The sequence below is a fragment of the uncultured Maricaulis sp. genome, assembly GCF_963975345.1.
Taxonomy (GTDB): Bacteria; Pseudomonadota; Alphaproteobacteria; order Caulobacterales; family Maricaulaceae; genus Maricaulis.
The window spans coordinates 24,421-40,180 of sequence record NZ_CAXBGE010000003.1; the positions used below are offsets into that span (position 1 = coordinate 24,421).

At 62.4% G+C, this 15,760-nt stretch carries 13 protein-coding genes, 1 tRNA gene and 1 riboswitch; of the genes, 5 read left to right on the forward strand and 9 right to left on the reverse strand.

What is annotated here, in order from left to right:
- Nucleotides 1–59: 59 nt before the first annotated feature.
- Nucleotides 60–956: an N-formylglutamate amidohydrolase gene (locus tag AAC029_RS03360; RefSeq protein ID WP_339743944.1), complete on the reverse strand. Its 897-nt coding sequence runs from the start codon at nt 954–956 to the stop codon at nt 60–62.
- 118 nt (nt 957–1,074) lie between these two features.
- On the opposite strand from AAC029_RS03360, the gene AAC029_RS03365 reads away from it, so the two are divergent.
- Nucleotides 1,075–1,440: a response regulator gene (locus tag AAC029_RS03365; RefSeq protein WP_143024064.1), complete on the forward strand. Its 366-nt coding sequence runs from the start codon at nt 1,075–1,077 to the stop codon at nt 1,438–1,440.
- Between the two features lie 135 nt (nt 1,441–1,575).
- Here the strand turns inward: AAC029_RS03365 and AAC029_RS03370 are convergent, their stop codons facing one another.
- Entirely contained in the window at nt 1,576–4,695 is a 3,120-nt protein-coding gene (locus tag AAC029_RS03370; protein WP_339743947.1) for a TonB-dependent receptor, read from the reverse strand.
- A gap of 296 nt (nt 4,696–4,991) precedes the next feature.
- On the opposite strand from AAC029_RS03370, the gene AAC029_RS03375 reads away from it, so the two are divergent.
- From AAC029_RS03375 to AAC029_RS03385, 3 genes are all read left to right on the forward strand, one after another.
- Nucleotides 4,992–5,066 (forward strand) — tRNA-Val (locus AAC029_RS03375).
- Between the two features lie 115 nt (nt 5,067–5,181).
- Nucleotides 5,182–6,015: a Stf0 family sulfotransferase gene (locus tag AAC029_RS03380; protein WP_339743949.1), complete on the forward strand. Its 834-nt coding sequence runs from the start codon at nt 5,182–5,184 to the stop codon at nt 6,013–6,015.
- 77 nt (nt 6,016–6,092) lie between these two features.
- The gene (locus AAC029_RS03385; RefSeq protein ID WP_339743951.1) at nt 6,093–7,175 is read left to right on the forward strand and encodes an Mrp/NBP35 family ATP-binding protein; all 1,083 of its coding nucleotides are present in this window, start codon (nt 6,093–6,095) and stop codon (nt 7,173–7,175) included.
- Here AAC029_RS03385 and AAC029_RS03390 read toward each other — a convergent pair.
- From AAC029_RS03390 to AAC029_RS03410, 5 genes are all read right to left on the reverse strand, one after another.
- Nucleotides 7,172–7,930: an ABC transporter ATP-binding protein gene (locus AAC029_RS03390; RefSeq protein ID WP_339743953.1), complete on the reverse strand. Its 759-nt coding sequence runs from the start codon at nt 7,928–7,930 to the stop codon at nt 7,172–7,174. The genes AAC029_RS03385 and AAC029_RS03390 overlap by 4 nt on opposite strands.
- Nucleotides 7,930–8,919, reverse strand: a complete 990-nt coding sequence (locus tag AAC029_RS03395) for an iron ABC transporter permease (RefSeq protein WP_339743955.1) — start codon at nt 8,917–8,919, stop codon at nt 7,930–7,932. The genes AAC029_RS03390 and AAC029_RS03395 overlap by 1 nt, the downstream gene beginning before the upstream one ends.
- Nucleotides 8,916–9,791 (reverse strand): ABC transporter substrate-binding protein, encoded by an 876-nt coding sequence (locus tag AAC029_RS03400; RefSeq protein ID WP_339743957.1) that lies wholly within the window; start codon nt 9,789–9,791, stop codon nt 8,916–8,918. Before AAC029_RS03400 ends, AAC029_RS03395 begins: the two co-directional genes overlap by 4 nt.
- Nucleotides 9,727–11,622: a TonB-dependent receptor gene (locus AAC029_RS03405; protein WP_339743959.1), complete on the reverse strand. Its 1,896-nt coding sequence runs from the start codon at nt 11,620–11,622 to the stop codon at nt 9,727–9,729. The genes AAC029_RS03400 and AAC029_RS03405 overlap by 65 nt, the downstream gene beginning before the upstream one ends.
- 106 nt (nt 11,623–11,728) lie before the next feature.
- A riboswitch (cobalamin riboswitch) is annotated at nt 11,729–11,924 on the reverse strand.
- A gap of 36 nt (nt 11,925–11,960) precedes the next feature.
- A complete protein-coding gene (locus AAC029_RS03410; protein ID WP_339743961.1) occupies nt 11,961–12,854 on the reverse strand; it encodes a WecB/TagA/CpsF family glycosyltransferase in 894 nt (297 codons plus the stop codon).
- A gap of 140 nt (nt 12,855–12,994) precedes the next feature.
- Between AAC029_RS03410 and AAC029_RS03415 the strand changes: the two genes are divergently transcribed.
- Nucleotides 12,995–13,234 (forward strand): hypothetical protein, encoded by a 240-nt coding sequence (locus tag AAC029_RS03415; protein WP_339743963.1) that lies wholly within the window; start codon nt 12,995–12,997, stop codon nt 13,232–13,234.
- On the opposite strand, the gene mnmD is transcribed toward AAC029_RS03415, so the two are convergent.
- On the reverse strand, nt 13,231–15,081 hold the full coding sequence (mnmD, locus tag AAC029_RS03420) for a tRNA (5-methylaminomethyl-2-thiouridine)(34)-methyltransferase MnmD (protein ID WP_339743965.1): 1,851 nt from the start codon (nt 15,079–15,081) through the stop codon (nt 13,231–13,233). The two genes, AAC029_RS03415 and mnmD, sit on opposite strands and share 4 nt — an antisense overlap.
- On the reverse strand, nt 15,078–15,647 hold the full coding sequence (locus AAC029_RS03425; RefSeq protein WP_339743967.1) for an alpha/beta hydrolase: 570 nt from the start codon (nt 15,645–15,647) through the stop codon (nt 15,078–15,080). Before AAC029_RS03425 ends, mnmD begins: the two co-directional genes overlap by 4 nt.
- Nucleotides 15,648–15,760: the final 113 nt, after the last annotated feature.

Here is a 15,760-nt window from a genome sequence, read left to right on the forward strand (position 1 = left end):
GAGAGCAAAGCGCGTGCCGCGCGAAGCGAGCCCATCATGCTCGCCTCATATGGGCATGATTATGACGGCCTGAGCCACTCCCAGTTCATTTGGGAGAAGTGTTTGATAAATTGTTGTAATTTGCCATGAAAGGCCTCGAACTCCGGTTTCATTGAGACCGGTGACTCGTGCAGATATAGCGCGCGGTTGATCTCGAGCTGGACCACGTGCACACCCAAATCGGGCTTTCCATAATGCTCGGTGGTGTGCCCGCCGGCATAGGGAGTGTTCCGAACTGTAACGAAACCCTGCTCGCGCAAGCCAGTCTCGAGCGCCGCCGTGATGCGATGATCACTGGACTGGCCGAAGCGATCACCCAGGACAAAGTCGACACCCGGCGCGCTGTGTTCAGGCATGGAATGCATATCGAGCACGATCGCGAAGCCGAACCGGACCCGGATTTCGTCGATCACCGCAGCGAGACTTTGGTGATAGGGCTCATAGAAGGTCGAGAGGCGCCCTTGAGCATTTGCGAAGTTCATTCGGCGAGCATACAGCGACTGTCCATCGGATCCGACACGCGGGATGACGCCGAGGCCACAGGCGACACGGCGCGAGGGCGGTTCGGCGCAGCCGAGCACGCGGTCGCGGTACATGCCCGCATCGAGTTCGCCGGCCGCGCGGTTCACATCGACAAAGACGCGCGGAAACAGGGCGCAGACCAGACTGGCGCCACTCGCCGGTGCGCCCTCGATCAACAGATCGACATAAGCGTCCTCTGAACGGCGCAGCTTCTCGACAGGAAGCCGGGTCTCGGCGCATAATTGCGGCAGGTAATCGCGTCCGGAATGCGGTGATGAGAGGACGATCGGGCGGGCGTCGCCTCGATCCGGGCGAACCACCCTGACGACGCTGCCGATATTTTTTCCATCCGTCTTGGAATGCGAATCGGTCATGGTCGGGATTGTGGCTGTCATCTGATCAGATTGGTCGGCTGCAGATCGCCGGTCAAGCGATGCAGCGCGTTCAGCGGGTTTTTACCTTAGGTCTGTATGGTGCCGTCAAAGTTTGTTTTCGCAAGGGTGGGACCCAACCATGTGCAAGATTCTTCTGGCAGAAGACGATGACTCGATGCGCGACTTCCTGGCCAAGGCGCTGAAACGCGCTGGCCACGACGTCACGGTCTGTTCCGATGGTGAGGAAGGCCTTGATGCCATTGGCGAAAAGGCGGCGCAGTTTGATCTGCTGCTGACCGATATCGTGATGCCTGGCGTCGATGGCATTGAGCTGGCGCGACGCGCGGCTGAGGTCGATCCAGCCCTCAAGATCATGTTTATCACCGGCTTCGCGGCCGTAGCGCTCAATCCGGGCTCCGGCGCGCCAACCAATGCGAAAGTGCTGTCCAAGCCTTTCCATCTGCGCGAGTTGGTCGATGAAGTGGCACGGGTGATGGCGGCCTGAGGCCACAAGGGCTGACCCAACCAGACGTCGGATCATGAAGAGCGCTGCCCCACCGGGCGGCGCTTTTTTGTATGTCAAAAAGAAAGGGCCCGCTCTTTCGAACGGGCCCCAACTCATTTCAAGTCTGGTCTAGGACTACCAGCGCTTGCGAACGTTCACGAAGAGGCGACGGCCGAGGATATCATATCCAGAACCGAGCTGTTCGTTACCCGTACCAAGCGTGGCACCCGACGCGTTCTGGTCGATGATAGCAGGCGGCTCATCGAACACGTTGTTCACGCCGGCCGAGATCGACCAGGTGTCACGGTCAAGCGAGACCGAGAGATCCTGGTACCAGACGGCATCCGCACTCGTGATGGGAACACCACCGAGCTCGGAGGTCGCTTGGATGCGCTCACCGTAGTTCACACCGACGACATTGCTGATCGATGCTTGCTCGCCGAGGTAACGAGCGCGCCACAACATGCCCCAATCACCACGGGTGATGCGGGTGTTGATCGAACCGCGATATTCCGGAGTTCCCCAATCACCAACAAAGTTGTTGAGATCGGATGCCGCAGTCGTCTGGTACAGAACTTCTTCCGAGCGTGTGAGCGTAGAGTTCACATCCAGGTTAAAGCCACCGAAGAAGTCGAGGTCCATATTGAACCGCGAGTTGAAGTCCCAACCGGTTGTGGTTTGGGCCGCAACGTTGAACGGCGTGTTGTCGACGAACAGAAGCGTACCGGTATCAGTGCTACGCTGACGGCGAGCACAGAACGGGTCGTTCGGGAAGCTTGCCGAATTATAGCACTGGGCCAACGAGAATGCCGTCGAAGGGATGGCGATCGAATTATTCACTTCAACGCTATAATAGCTGACGCGAATAGACGCATCGAAGACATCCGTGAATGGCTGCTCGAAGACGAAGCCGAGGCTGTAAGCATCCGATGTTTCAGGATCGAGGCCCGGGTTACCGGCCCGGAAGGATTCGATCGAGGAGACACCACCCAGACCCAATGAGGTCGGGTCGACACCTTCGGTGACGCAGTTTGCGAGCACTTGGGCATCACGATTATCATCGGCAGGAACATAGGTGCCGCCAGTATTGGCAGCCAACGGAACCACGCATGGATCGGCGTAACCGCTGGAGAAGCCGGTCTGGCCGCCCAAGAAGAGTTCACGCAGATTTGGTGCACGGAAGGAGGTGCCTACCGTACCGTTGAAGGTCAGGAAGTCTGTGACCTGCCAACCGAGGCGCGCCGAGTAGGTGCTGTTCTGACCATAGTATTCATGGTCGGTCAGGCGGCCTGCCAGTTCGAGAGTTACGTCCTCAAAGAAGCGCTGGCCATTGATGAGCGGGATGGACAGCTCACCGTAGTATTCCGTCAACTCGGCGGAACCAACCGAACGGCGGTCGGCGAAGTAACCGGCAGCGCGGCCCTGAGAGGCAACGGTATCGGTGCCGGAGTCGAGGCTGTCACGACGCCATTCCATACCGAACACGCCCTGAACTTCACCCGCTGGCAGATTGAACAATGGGCCAGTGGTGAAACCGCCGAAGATCAGCTGATCGACAGTGGTTGTCGCGGTACGGTCGATACGCAGGAAGTCATACTCTGCCTGGGTCGCGAAGTGCGGCGAGCTCGTGCCGTCATTTGGGTACAGGCTGGCTGCGAACAGATCAACCGGTACGCAATTCGTCGGATCGAGGAAGCCGAACAGCGCATAATCCGTGGTGTCGAAACCACAGACGATGTCGCCGCTTACCGGATCGACGCGCGATGTGGCGATCGATTCGCGCAGGCGGCTTTCGTCGACCTGTGGACGGCTCGAATAGCCCATCGAACGGGTATAACCGGCGAAGACTTCATACGACCAGGACGGAGCAAAGCCCCAATCGCCCTGCAGGCCACTCATGAAGCGGGTGTACTGGATCTCGGTCGAGATGTTGCTGCGCTCGATTGGCGAAGCAAAAATCGGAACCGCATCATAGCCGAACGGGTTGAACGGGTTGGATGCAGAAACGTCCGGGAAGATCTGACCGTGATAGCCGGATTTGTACGTCGCTTGCGAGTTGTTGTGCAACAGCTCGACGAAGGCGCGAACATTTTCCTGACCCAGGAAACGATCCATCGTGTAGTCGCCGGTGAACATCAGCGAATAGCGCTGAGCGTCCGGTACGATGTCGGTGGACTGGTCGAGATAGGAAGACCGGTAACGTTCGTCGGTGGACGAACCGGTCGACCAGCCAGTCGGCAGATTGCCGGGAAGGTTGGTCGTGCCTGGCGACGAGTAAACGTCACGCTGCCACAGGCCCGGGTGGGCGTAGTAGGAAGCGAGATCGGGATTGCCGTCGACATAATATGTGAACAGGCGAACACGATTGATGATCGAGCCTTCGCACTCGGACAGCAGCGAGCCATCCGCAGCGATTTCCAGATCGCGTGAGCAATACAAGCCATCGGTTGGATCGTAGTTCCAGTCGCGCTGGTTAACTTTCAGAGCGTCCTGATGCTGATACTCGGCGGCGAACATGAAGCTGCCGTTCTCCGAGGAATCACCCATCATGACCGACCAGCGGTGCGAACCACCACCGTCTTGTTCTGGAGAGGTGATGAACGTACCGACCTGGAAGCCTTCGAAATTGTCGCGAAGGATGACGTTCACAACGCCGGCCACAGCATCAGAGCCGTAAACCGAGGACGCGCCGTCGAGCAGGATATCGATGCGCTGAATGACGTCGGTCGGGATGATGTCGATGTTGACCAGTGCCGGAGCACCTTCAACGCCAGACGGCCCAACGCGGCGACCATTGATCAGCAGCAGAGTTTGGTCAGGGTTCAGACCGCGCAGCGTGATCGTATTGGCGCCAGGTCCGGCGTCGGTGACGAAAGCACCGCCAATGGTGTTGTCGAGCTGGACGCCCTGCGCAACAGACGATGTCTGCAGGATTTGCGCCGTATCGATCAGGCCCGCATCGCGGATTTCAGCCGCGTTGATAACTTGCAGCGGCGAAACCGAAGTGAACGAGCTGCGATTGATCCGCGAGCCGGTAACAACGATCGTTTCTTCCGTTGAGTCGGACTCGTCTTCCTGATTGGTGGTTTGAGCTTGCTGGTTGGTTGTCTGAGTTTGAGCTTGCGCAAGCGCAGGCGAAACGCTCAGCCCGACCGCCGCAAACCCGGCGAGAATGGTGGAACGCAATAAGCGTTCACGATCCAAAATAGTGTTCACGATCTTACCCCTCTTGGTGTTTCTAGATATGCTCGGCATGCCCCCTCTTGGGCTTACATACCTGATCGGATTTCCCCGACCGATACCGCATAAGACGAGATGTGCCGCCATCCGACAAGCTCCGGCCCCTCCTGCAACACATTTCCGCCGCAATTGTTGCAAAAAAACCATATGTATCGCGACACGAATTCATCGGCTTGTGGACGCACCGGCGCCTCTTTTCGGGGCATGGACCGTCCATTGTGGGCCAAACTGCAATCAGGATGGAGCCTGCCGTTATTTGCACCTTGCCTCTCCAAGCAGTGGACGCTAGAAACTGCGCTCCCTGAACGGATGGGCGATTAGCTCAGCGGGAGAGCACTTCGTTGACATCGAAGGGGTCACTGGTTCAATCCCAGTATCGCCCACCATCCGTTCCACAGCGACGAAATCGAGCCTCCCCGCAGACAGCTGCGCGCATGCTGAATACGCTCTCACCCTTCCGCTGGACGATCTGGTATTGAAACCGCGTTTTGGAGTTATGAGATGCTGCGCAATATCGAAGAGCTTTTCACCGCGATCCGGGAGCCCTCTGCCGACTCCATTGAGCGTCTGGCAGCGCTCGATGCGGGCACGCCCAAGATCCGTTATGCCATCTGCCTGATCCCGAGATCCGGCAGCACCTATCTGGCCTACACACTCCGCGACACAAAGGCTTTCGGTTTCCCCGATGAGTGGTTATCGGCAGCACGGATGCAGACTGAGATTGACGATCTGGCGGCCAATGATGTCGCCACCTATCTGCGTCGCGTCCTGGCCAAACATGCGTCACCCAACGGCGTCAGCGGCGTCGAGGTCGCGATCGCGCAAGTGATTGCCGCCAGAAAGCTCGCCAAGATCGATGATGTCCTCGACGGCTCAGTGAAGTATTTCTATTTGCGCCGGCGCAATATCGTACGGCAAGGCCTGTCGATGCATGTCGCGCATCAATCGGGCGTGCTCCATTCTTTTCAGATGAATGATGATGCGCGTACGGTGCGCGAGGCCGTGATGTACGACACCCAAGCCATCCGCCAGCAGATCAAAGTGCTGCACGACCAGGAATTGATGTGGGAACGCGAATTCAGCTCGCGCCATATCGAGCCGGACCGAATCTATTATGAAGACCTCATCGAGCGCCCGGAACGAATCTTACGACGATTTGCCAATGTGCTGGGCCTGCCCGAAACGCCTCTGATGCCACCCCAGGCCAGTATCGAGGATCTGGGCCACAGTCGGCGCGATGAATGGGAAGCGCGCTACCGCGAAGAGGATGCCGACTATCTCGAAGCGCTGAAACTGCATCGCCCCAGGGTCCATATCTCGCTTTCAATGACCTGATCGATGCCAACATCAGCGATCAGGCTTTAAGACCTGGCAACAAAAGCCTATCTCTGCGGCAGACCGTGGAGAACCCGATGGACGAACGCCTGCGCAAAGCCCTCACCGGCGTCACCGAACGCCAGTCCGGCCGCAACATTATCGATGCTGGCCGCGTCGACTCAGCCAGTGTCGCCGGAGACACGGCCACGATTGTCCTGACACCACCCGTTGTTGGCGATGCTGATTTCGACACACTGCGCCCGTTGATCGAGAAGGCCGCAACGGCGATTAAGGGAATCAATCGCGCCCGCATCGTGATGACCGCCCACCGCGAACCGTCCCAAAAACATGCCCATGCCCGCCCGCCAAAGCCCGCTACCAAAGCGGTCAAGAAGCCTGCGCGCCGCATCATCGCTGTCGCTTCGGGCAAGGGCGGAGTCGGCAAATCGACCGTCGCCGCCAATCTCGCTGTCGCCCTGGCGCGCGACGGCATGAAGGTCGGGCTGCTGGATGCCGATATTTATGGCCCGTCCTGCCCTCGCTTGTTTGGAATCAACGATGCCCCCGGCCTGCGCAAGACCGATTCCGGCGTGCAGCCGATCACCGCGCATGGCGTCAAACTGGTTTCGATCGGCTTCGTCATCAAGCCGGGTGCGCCCGTCGTTTGGCGCGGACCGATGGTGCAGGGCGCGATCCGGCAATTCATGACCGATACCGATTGGGGCGAACTCGACGTTCTGATCCTCGACATGCCCCCGGGCACAGGCGATGCGCAATTGGCGATCGCCCAGGATTTGCCGGTTGACGGCGCCGTGATTGTCTCGACGCCGCAAGATCTGGCGCTCGACGATGCCCGCAAGGCGATCGGCATGTTCGAACAGACCCACATCCCCATTCTTGGCATTATCGAGAATATGAGCAGCTTCATCTGCCCGCATTGCGGCGAGAATAGCGATATTTTCGGCCATGGCGGCGCGAAGGATGAGGCGGAACGTCTCGGCGTCGCCTTCCTCGGTGAAATCCCGCTTCACCCGCAATTGCGCACGTCCTCAGACGAAGGCCATCCGGCAGCGCTCGGCGACAGCCCCGTCGCCCGCGCCTTCCTCAAGGCGGCCAAGGCGGCACTGGAAGCGGCAGATCAGGCCTCCAAACCGGCACCCAAAATCATCTTCGGCTAATCGGCCAGACGCAGCGGCGTCGGTGCGATCCCGCCCGGCGCCACAACACCGAACACTTCAGCGATACGGGCTTGCGACAGGCTCAACCCTGGCGGGGCATCGGCAATGATGCGGCCGTCCTGCATCAATATCGCTCGGTCGGCATAACGCGCGACCAGATCGAGCGCGTGCGCCGCGACGATTACCAGAGCGCCTCGCCCGGCCTCGGCCCGCAGAATTTCCATCACACCGAGCTGGTGTCGCGGATCGAGCGCCGCCGTTGGCTCGTCGAGCAGGATAAGATCGGCCTGGGTCGCCAGTGCCCGAGCCAACAGGACGCGCGCGCGTTCACCGGATGAGAGCTGGTCGAAGGGGCGCTCGGCCAGACCAGCAATGCCTGCCTTGCCCAGTGCCAGATCGATCGCCGCCTCATCCTCAGCCGTCAACCGCCGCAGCGGTTTGAGATGCGGCACTCGCCCCAGCGCCACGATCCGCCGCACCGGCATCGGCCAGGCCGAGGCCCCGTCTGGCGGCATATAGGCGATCCGCCGCGCCCGTTCTTGCGCAGGCAGAGCATGCAGTGCGACACCGTCCAGCGCGACCTGGCCATTGCCCGGCTCCAGCAGGCCGGCGCATAGTCTGAGCAGGCTCGACTTGCCGGCGCCATTCGGTCCGACCAGGGCGATCAGTTCGCCGCCTGCCGCCTCGAAACCAATCTCGGACAGGGCCGCCCGACCATGATAGCCGAATTCGACGGACGATAGCTGCAGCCGCATCAGATCGCCCTCCCCGGCAGAGACCGCACCAGCCACAAGAAGAAAGGTGCGCCGATCAGTGCCGTCAGAACTCCGAGATAGAGTGGCATGCCCGGCCCGGAGGCCAGCCGCGTCGCCAGATCCGCCAGCTCGATCAGGATCGCACCACCCAGAATGGACGGAAGGATCAGAGCGCCGGGACGATGCCCGACCAGCGGCCGCAATAAATGCGGTACCACCAAGCCAACAAAGCCGATTGCGCCCGCCACTGCGACGCCGCCCCCGACCGCCAAAGCCGTGCCACCGACGACGATCAGTCGCAGACGCGCCAGATCAATCCCGAGGCTGCGTGCACTTTCCTCACCCAAGCTCAGTGCATCCAGCGCGCGCGGGGTCAGTGCCAGCAGGGCCAGGCCGGCCAATACAATCGGTGCCGCAAAGCGCAGTTCGGTCCAGCTGGCATCCTGCAGGGACCCCATCAGCCAATAGGCGATCTCGGCCAGAGCCCAGGGATTGGGCGCGAGATTCATCAGCAGGGCCGTAAGTGCCGTGGCAATCGAACCAATCGCCACGCCGGCGAGAATCAGCGTCGTTGCACTCGCACGCGGGCCCGCGAGCAGAAGCAGGCTGGCGACGCCGAGCCCGGCGGCGGCGACCGCCGCCAGCGGCAGGATCAGCACGCCCAGCGCCGCAACGCCAAAATACATCGCCGCCACCGCGCCCAGCCCGGCACTGGCCGAAACGCCGATCACGCCGGGATCGGCCAAGGGGTTACGGAAGAAGCCCTGCAATACCGCGCCCGATCCGCCCAGACCAGCGCCCACCACCAACCCCAGCAGCGCGCGCGGCAAGCGCAGTTCGCGCATCAGCAGCGCCGGTAAATCCTCCGCCCCGGCCAAGGCATCGCCGAGGCTGGAGATGGTCAAACGCGCATCGCCGAGGAAGAGCGAAGCGGTAAGGCTGGCGAGAACACCAGCGGCGAGCAGGAGATTCAGGTGCAGGGTCTTCATGAGCGCTGCGCCCATTCATCCAGCGCGTCGGCAATCGCTTCGGCCGCATCGATCAGGCGCGGCCCGGCGCACGGCCAGTCGGCGCTGGCAATATCGACGCGGTCGGCACTGTCGAGCAGGCGGCGGTAGGCGGCATGGCGTGTCGCGCGGCTGAGCGTGCCGGCAAAACCGTCGCTGAAATAGCTGGTCAGGATGATGTCTGCCTGCAGGGTCAAAGCCAGCTCCGGATCCGAACGGCCCCAACCGATAACACCGCTTTGTGCAACACTATTGCGCCCGCCAGCCGCCGTGATGGCCGCATCGACATAGGTGCCGACACCAGCCGAACCGCCCGAGGCGCTGAGATAGGCGACGCTCGGCACGACGCCGCGCCGCTCGGAGCGCAGTCGCAGCTCTGCCTGCCGGTCATTCAGTTCCCGCACGGCGTCGATGGCAGCGGCGTCACGCCCCAACGCCAGTCCCAGCGCCAGAAGATTGGCGCGTACACCGTCGAAACCCTCAACCCACGCCAGTTCGAAAGTCTGGTACCCGCTGCGCTCCAGCATCGCGCTCGCACGCCCGCCTTCGCCCGCGCCAAACACAACGAGGCCGGGATCAAGCGCGAACAGGCGCTCGGCATCCGGCCAAGCGCGCGGCAAATGCCGCGCCCAATCCGGTGCCGCCGAGACCGGCTGATCGACCTGCCACGAGACCGCCGCGATATTCGAGGCCGACTCAAGCGCAAAGAGATAGGCATCGCCGCACAGCGAGGCCGACACGACCCCGCCCTGCGGCGGGGCCGTTTGCTGCGCCGGCGCCAGAGTGGCGCTAGCCATGGCGAAGACGCAGGCCGAGATAAAGGCCACGGCCGGGCGTGTGATATCCAAACACATCCTGATAGTCCTCATCGAGCAGGTTTTCCCCACGCAGATAGAGCTCGACACCCTCACGGGCCTGCCAACGCAACTGGCTGCCAACAAGCGTATAGGCATCCAGCGTCACCGTCTGGAATGTCCCGAAATCGGTATCCAGCTGTTCGCCGGTATGGTCGACAGTCAGCGAGGCCGACCACGCGGCCTCAACCGGATGCCAATCCAGTGTCAGTGAAGCGAGCCGTTGCGGGCGGCGGATCTCGGCTGCCCCGTCCTGCTCACTGTCCATCAATGTCGCCGAGCCGAACACGGCAACGGCATCACTTACATCCCAGCCAGCCTCCAGCTCCAGGCCGGACCGGTCCGACCGGCTGGTGGCATTCCTTGCCGTCGCGGGGAAAACGGCGAAGTCGGTGTAGATTTCATCGGTCAATTGCGACTGGAACCACACCACGGAGGCATGGCCGCGCCCATCGGCAAAGCCCTGTTCCCAAGCCAGCTCCCAGCCACGTGAACGCTCCGGCTTCAGGCCCGGATTGCCAATGAAATAGGCCGGGAAATAGCCGAACAGTTCGAACACGCCGGGATTCTTCACCCCTTCGCCGCCACCCAGCCGCAGCCGGCCGCCAATACTGTCGAAGGCCCAGGCCATTCCCGCCCGCCAAGTCAGCGCGTCCTCGAAATCTTGGTTGCTCTCATGCCGCGCCGACGCGGTGAGATCGAGAGGGCCGCGACTGAGTCCGTAATCGAGGGCGAAAGCGGTGCTGGCGAGGTCATGGGCCTGATTGGCCGGCGAGCCCGGTCCGGCGTCATTGCTGGTCCGGTCCTGTTCGTATTCCACCAGCCCGGTCAGGCGGTGCTCGATCTCACCCTGCGACCAGAAACCCGTCACCTGATAATGCCCTTGCGTCCGCTGTCCCTCAGACAAGGCGCTGCGGGCATCGCCCTCGAAACTGCGCGAAACATCATCGGTCAGCTGCACGGCGAGCTCATGGCTGACGGCGATTTCACCCAGATGTTGATCAATCGTGAGCCCGACACGAGCCAGGATCTGATCGCCGGTGCGCCGGTCATCGGTATTGTCGAGCCGTCCGTCATAGTCCCTGTCGGCATCGGAGGCAGTCTGATAGCCGACCCAGCGCAGTGCGGTGGCGAGCTTGATGCCATCCCAGTCTCGGCCGGCGAGGAAATTGGCCGATCGGTTGGAATAGCCATCGCGCTCACCGCCGAGGCCGGAAACATCAATCCCGTCAGTCTCGAAGGCAGCAACGCCCGCAGCGAGATAGCCGTGTTCGAAACCCCTGCCGAGCCGCCCGCTCAGGCGTGTCGTCCCGAACGACCCGGCTTCAGCCCGTAGCGTGGCCTCGCGGCCTTGCTCTGGCATGGCTGATCGCAAGGAGATGACGCCGCCAATCGCATCGGCGCCCCACAGGGCCGATTGCTCGCCGCGCGCGACTTCGATCGAGCCCAGATCGTCAAAGGCGAAATGAGCGAAATCGGCTTCGCCGGTAAACGGGTTCGCGGCCTCGATTCCATCAATCAGGACCAGGACATGATTGGCCTCCGATCCGCGCGACCGGATCTGGGTCAGGGCGCCTGCCGTGCCGGATCGCGACACGGCAAGACCGGGGATAGCGCGCAGGATATCGGCGACAAATACCGCACCTCGAGCTTCAATCATGGCGCTATCGAGCGCGGAAATGCTGACGGTTGCATCGTCAGCGGCGAGCGGGATCCGAGCGGCGGTCACATAGACAACATCCTCCGCCGGACTCTCTTGCGCCAGCGCGGCGGCCGGGGCGACCAACAAGGCGGTCGAACACAATATTCGGGAGTAAAATTTTCCGGGCATGCACGTCTCCAAAGCTTTGGAGCCGGCGCACAACGACGCCGGCACAGATTGCAGGAGTCGTCAGAAAACGGATATACCGCGTCAGTCTCGTGTACCACCGCACGAGCGGACAGACGACGGTGATGGCAGGTCTTCCGGCTTGCGGGTCGTCACGAACGATGCGCCTTCCCGGATTTCACCCCAGTGGCATTTTGCATCGCCGCTCACCGCCTACGGCTGCGGGTACAGCGCCGGACTGGGTGTTGCCACCGTACCGGCTTCTCGATTTATCCCGTGAGGGAACCATCACGCGAGGAAGATTAGGCGTACGCTTTGCCAAACACAATCCGGCGGAGATGTTATTCAGGCTTCGGTGCCTGCAACAGGCCTTCAAGCGCGCGAATTCGTTGATGTAAAGCCCGCTCTCGCGCCTTTGCCGGATCGGACAGGGCCTGTTCCAGCGAGCGCAATTCGCGCTGCGTCTTGCGCCAGCGCAGCCACAACAGAAACACCTTCGGTCCGTCAACCAGATAGCGACGCCACATCCGGCGCGGCTCGGAAGCGAGACGGTGCAGCCATTCCAACCGCGAGCGCTGCATCCAGCCGGGCGCGCGCTCAATCTTGCCGCCAAGGAAGTCAAGCGAGGCCCCGACGCACAGACCCAGACCCGTGCAATCGCCACGGTCGAGGCAGGCCTCGGCCACCATTTCCTGTTGCGGCGAACCGACACACATGAAAATGAAACGGGCCGGATTCTCCGCGACAAAGCGGGCGCAATCATCCAGCGCCTCGCGATTATGGCGCAGTCCCATGGGCGGTTCGTGCCAACGCACATCGGTCAGGCCATAACGCGCCGTCACCGCATCAACCACGTCTTTCGAGGCGCCAATGATCGTGACGGTCTCGGATGGGTCGATCACATTTTCCAGCAGGAGCGCGGTCAGGTCTGAGCCTGGCGTCACATCGATGCGCTCACCAGAGAAGCGACCGATCAACTCCAGCACACGGCTGTCGCACACAGTCAGCCAAGCCTGCGCGTAGAGCGTGGCCAGCACGGTATCGGATTCCAGCCGCACCAGATGATCAACATTTGGCGTCACTACAAAAGCAAAGGCTTTGTCTGATGCGCGCTCGCTGATCCGCTTCAGCGCGACATCAAGGCCAATGCGGTCGAACGCAGAGTTGAGGAACCAGACATGGCGCGAACCGGAGCGGCGGTCCTGGAATTGGGTGATATCAGCCAGTTGGTTCATCGATTTCGTCCCGTTTCGCGCCACAAGCGAAGTCTCTGGGAGAAATTCTGCAAATCCCGGGCCGGGAAATGGCAGTGGCCTGCATCCAATCGGCGTCTGGGCGGCATCCTTATCCTGAGGATAGAAGCGGGATACTCAAGATGATCGTCAAACCAATCCTGATCGGCGTCGCCCTGGCTGCGCTGGCCAGCCTGCCGCTCGCCGTTCCGATGGCAGCGGGTGTTCCAGTCGCGCTGGCGGTCGGGCCGGTCGCGATCACCTATGATCGGGACAATGCGCTCGATCTCGATTTCGACATTGGCTGTTTCAGCACAGAGTGCCCGGTGGTCGAGCTGCGCTATGGCGCCAGCGGCCAGGAGACGTTGAAAATAGGCCTTTAATGACTGCGCTTTAGCCGGCGCCACGCAAACCGCGTCGATTGCAGACACTCCCGCCCGGCACGCTCCAGCGCCCCCGGTTCGCCGCTCAGATCGCCCGCCAAGGCTTCGGCCAAAAGCGGCGCGTGGGCAAAACCGCGTGAGCCAAAACCGGACAGGATGAACTGCCGGCACGGTCCGGGCGGTCCCGGTTTGATGCGGGGCAGACGACCGGTGGAATACTGTTGCCACCGTGCCGTAAACTCACTGCCCGCCACCGGCCCACTAACCGGTAGCTGATCGCTCGTGACCGCTCTGATGCCCGCCCAACTCTGCAACACCTCCATCCCGAGCCCGGCCGCGATCTGCGGTCGATGCAAAGCGAGATCGGCGCGCAAACCGGTGATCGCCGCTTCGATCGGACCGGCCTCTTCGCCGCGGACATGGGTCGTGCCCAACATCACCCCGCCGCCCGGCGCGGCGCAGGCATAACCGCCCCAGACCACCGCGCGCTGCGGCGGCGCGCCTTCGATCACGGCGAGCTGACCGGCATTGGCGTCGAGTGCATCGAACACCGCATTGGCGCCCCAGCCGCTGGCATGGATGACCAGATCAGCCTCGAGCACCACACCGCCATCAGCGTCGAACAAGCGCACCCCGGTCTCGCCCTCTTCGACGCGGTTGATCTGCGCGATGATCAGCGGTGTGTCGGCGAGCAATTGAGTCACCAGCCGGCGCGGCTCAAACCGGGCGGCCTGGGGCTGCCACAGGCCCTCACCATCCCAGACATGATCGCCGTCCATCCGGCTGGCGATCAGGGCGAGGCGGTCGCGGTCCTCGGCATCGCGGGGCAGGCGCAGTACGCCTTCGGGGTAGAAGCCATCGAGCCCGAGATAGGTGCGCCGCGCGAATTCGAACGCGGCCAGAGTAGCGCGGACATGCGGCCGGTCAGTGCGTTCCAAGCGCGGGGTCAACAGACCGACCGGAGCGCCCGACGCGCCGGCGGCCGGACCGACGGCGTCGACGACCACCACTTCGCGGCCCCGGCGGCGGAAGGCGAGTGCCAGGCTGGCGCCGGCAATCCCGGCCCCGATGATCGCGACCCGGCCGGCGCAAGGCTGTGTGCGCTCAACCGGCGAGATCTCAGGCGGTGTTACGGCGCCGGCATAGATCGCTTCGAGACGCTGCCGCTTGCGGCCGAAACCGGGACGCTTTTCGACCGAAAATCCCGCCTGCTGCAATCCGCGCCGCACGGCACCGGCGACGGTGAAGGTCGCGACCCGGGTGCCTGCGCGTGACAGGCGGCCGATCCGGTCGAACACGGTTTGCGACCACATCGCCTCGTTACGATCCGGCGCAAAGCCGTCGAGGAACCAGGCATCCACCTGCGCCTCGATCTGGGCCAGCGCCAATTCGGCCTCGTCCTGGAACAGGGTGATGGTGAAACGGTCGTCGGGAAAGACCAACCGGTGAGCGCCCTTTAGCGCCGAAGGCCACTGCGCCAGCAATTGCGCGCTCAGCCCCGCGAGCGAAGGCCAGGCGGAGAAAGCACGGGCGGCATCCTCGCGCCGCAGCGGGTGTTTCTCGATGCTGACGAAGTGCAGCCAGCCCGTCGCCGGCCCCTCGCGGCGCCATAAATCCCATAGCGCCAGCGCATTCAGCCCGGTCCCGAAACCCAGCTCGCCGACGACATAATTGGGCTTGCCCTGCCAGTCGTGCGGCAGATCACAGCCTTGCAGAAACACGGCGCGCGTCTCTTCCAAACCGTCTTCGGCAGAAAAATAGATGTCGCCATAATCCGGCGCGCGCGGCCCGCTCGGCTGCGACCAGTCGAGCTGCGGCGGCTGGCAATACAGCCCGTCCGCGCTCATGCGGCGGGCGGTGTCAGCGCCGCGATGAATTTGGCGAAGGCCAGCATGCCCTCCGGCCAAGGGCCATGACCGCTGGCAGCATTGAAATGGCCCATATCGCCTACGACGACAAAGCGCGCACCCCAAGCGGCGGCCCAGACTTCGGCGCGCTCGACATCGCAGGTCGGATCATCGGAACTGGCCAGCAAGACGGCGGGAAAGCCGAACGGCTGATGCGGCACCGGATCGAAGCCATGATCGCCAAATTTCTCCGCCATTTCCGGCCGTTCCCAATCAGAAACACCGACCATGAAAGCGCCCGCCACCTTGCTTTTATCGAGCAGATGCGCCGCATGGGCCAGTGTCAGAATGCCAACCGAATGCGCGACCAACACCACCGGCTTCTCCGCCTCGGCGACCGCCGCAACCAGCGCTGCAACCCAGGCCTCGCGCCGTGGCTTGCGCCAATCAGCCTGCTCAACCCGCCGCGCCGTCGGCATCCGCGCCAGCCAGCGCCCCTGCCAGTCATCGGGCGAGGCATTGCCCAGTCCGGGCACGATAAGCAGATCGGTTTCGCTGATTTTCATGGGGGTGTTCTAGCGCCGCAGAGCGCGCGGGGACAGCCCTCGGGTGCACAGACGGCGAGACATGAGTGTGAGAGGAAAGCGGTCGACGCGTTCGCAGCTTCTTGTTCGCACCC

Bases quoted from the DNA above. Each gene is read 5' to 3' on its own strand.
- AAC029_RS03415 (WP_339743963.1), top strand. From the start codon at position 12,995: ATGATCGTCAAACCAATCCTGATCGGCGTCGCCCTGGCTGCGCTGGCC.
- AAC029_RS03370 (WP_339743947.1), bottom strand. From the start codon at position 4,695: ATGCCGAGCATATCTAGAAACACCAAGAGGGGTAAGATCGTGAACACT.
- AAC029_RS03400 (WP_339743957.1), bottom strand. From the start codon at position 9,791: ATGTGTTTGGATATCACACGCCCGGCCGTGGCCTTTATCTCGGCCTGC.
- AAC029_RS03410 (WP_339743961.1), bottom strand. From the start codon at position 12,854: ATGAACCAACTGGCTGATATCACCCAATTCCAGGACCGCCGCTCCGGT.
- mnmD (WP_339743965.1), bottom strand. From the start codon at position 15,081: ATGAGCGCGGACGGGCTGTATTGCCAGCCGCCGCAGCTCGACTGGTCG.
- AAC029_RS03390 (WP_339743953.1), bottom strand. From the start codon at position 7,930: ATGCGGCTGCAGCTATCGTCCGTCGAATTCGGCTATCATGGTCGGGCG.
- AAC029_RS03380 (WP_339743949.1), top strand. From the start codon at position 5,182: ATGCTGCGCAATATCGAAGAGCTTTTCACCGCGATCCGGGAGCCCTCT.
- AAC029_RS03385 (WP_339743951.1), top strand. From the start codon at position 6,093: ATGGACGAACGCCTGCGCAAAGCCCTCACCGGCGTCACCGAACGCCAG.
- AAC029_RS03365 (WP_143024064.1), top strand. From the start codon at position 1,075: ATGTGCAAGATTCTTCTGGCAGAAGACGATGACTCGATGCGCGACTTC.
- AAC029_RS03395 (WP_339743955.1), bottom strand. From the start codon at position 8,919: ATGAAGACCCTGCACCTGAATCTCCTGCTCGCCGCTGGTGTTCTCGCC.
- AAC029_RS03360 (WP_339743944.1), bottom strand. From the start codon at position 956: ATGACAGCCACAATCCCGACCATGACCGATTCGCATTCCAAGACGGAT.
- AAC029_RS03425 (WP_339743967.1), bottom strand. From the start codon at position 15,647: ATGAAAATCAGCGAAACCGATCTGCTTATCGTGCCCGGACTGGGCAAT.
- AAC029_RS03405 (WP_339743959.1), bottom strand. From the start codon at position 11,622: ATGCCCGGAAAATTTTACTCCCGAATATTGTGTTCGACCGCCTTGTTG.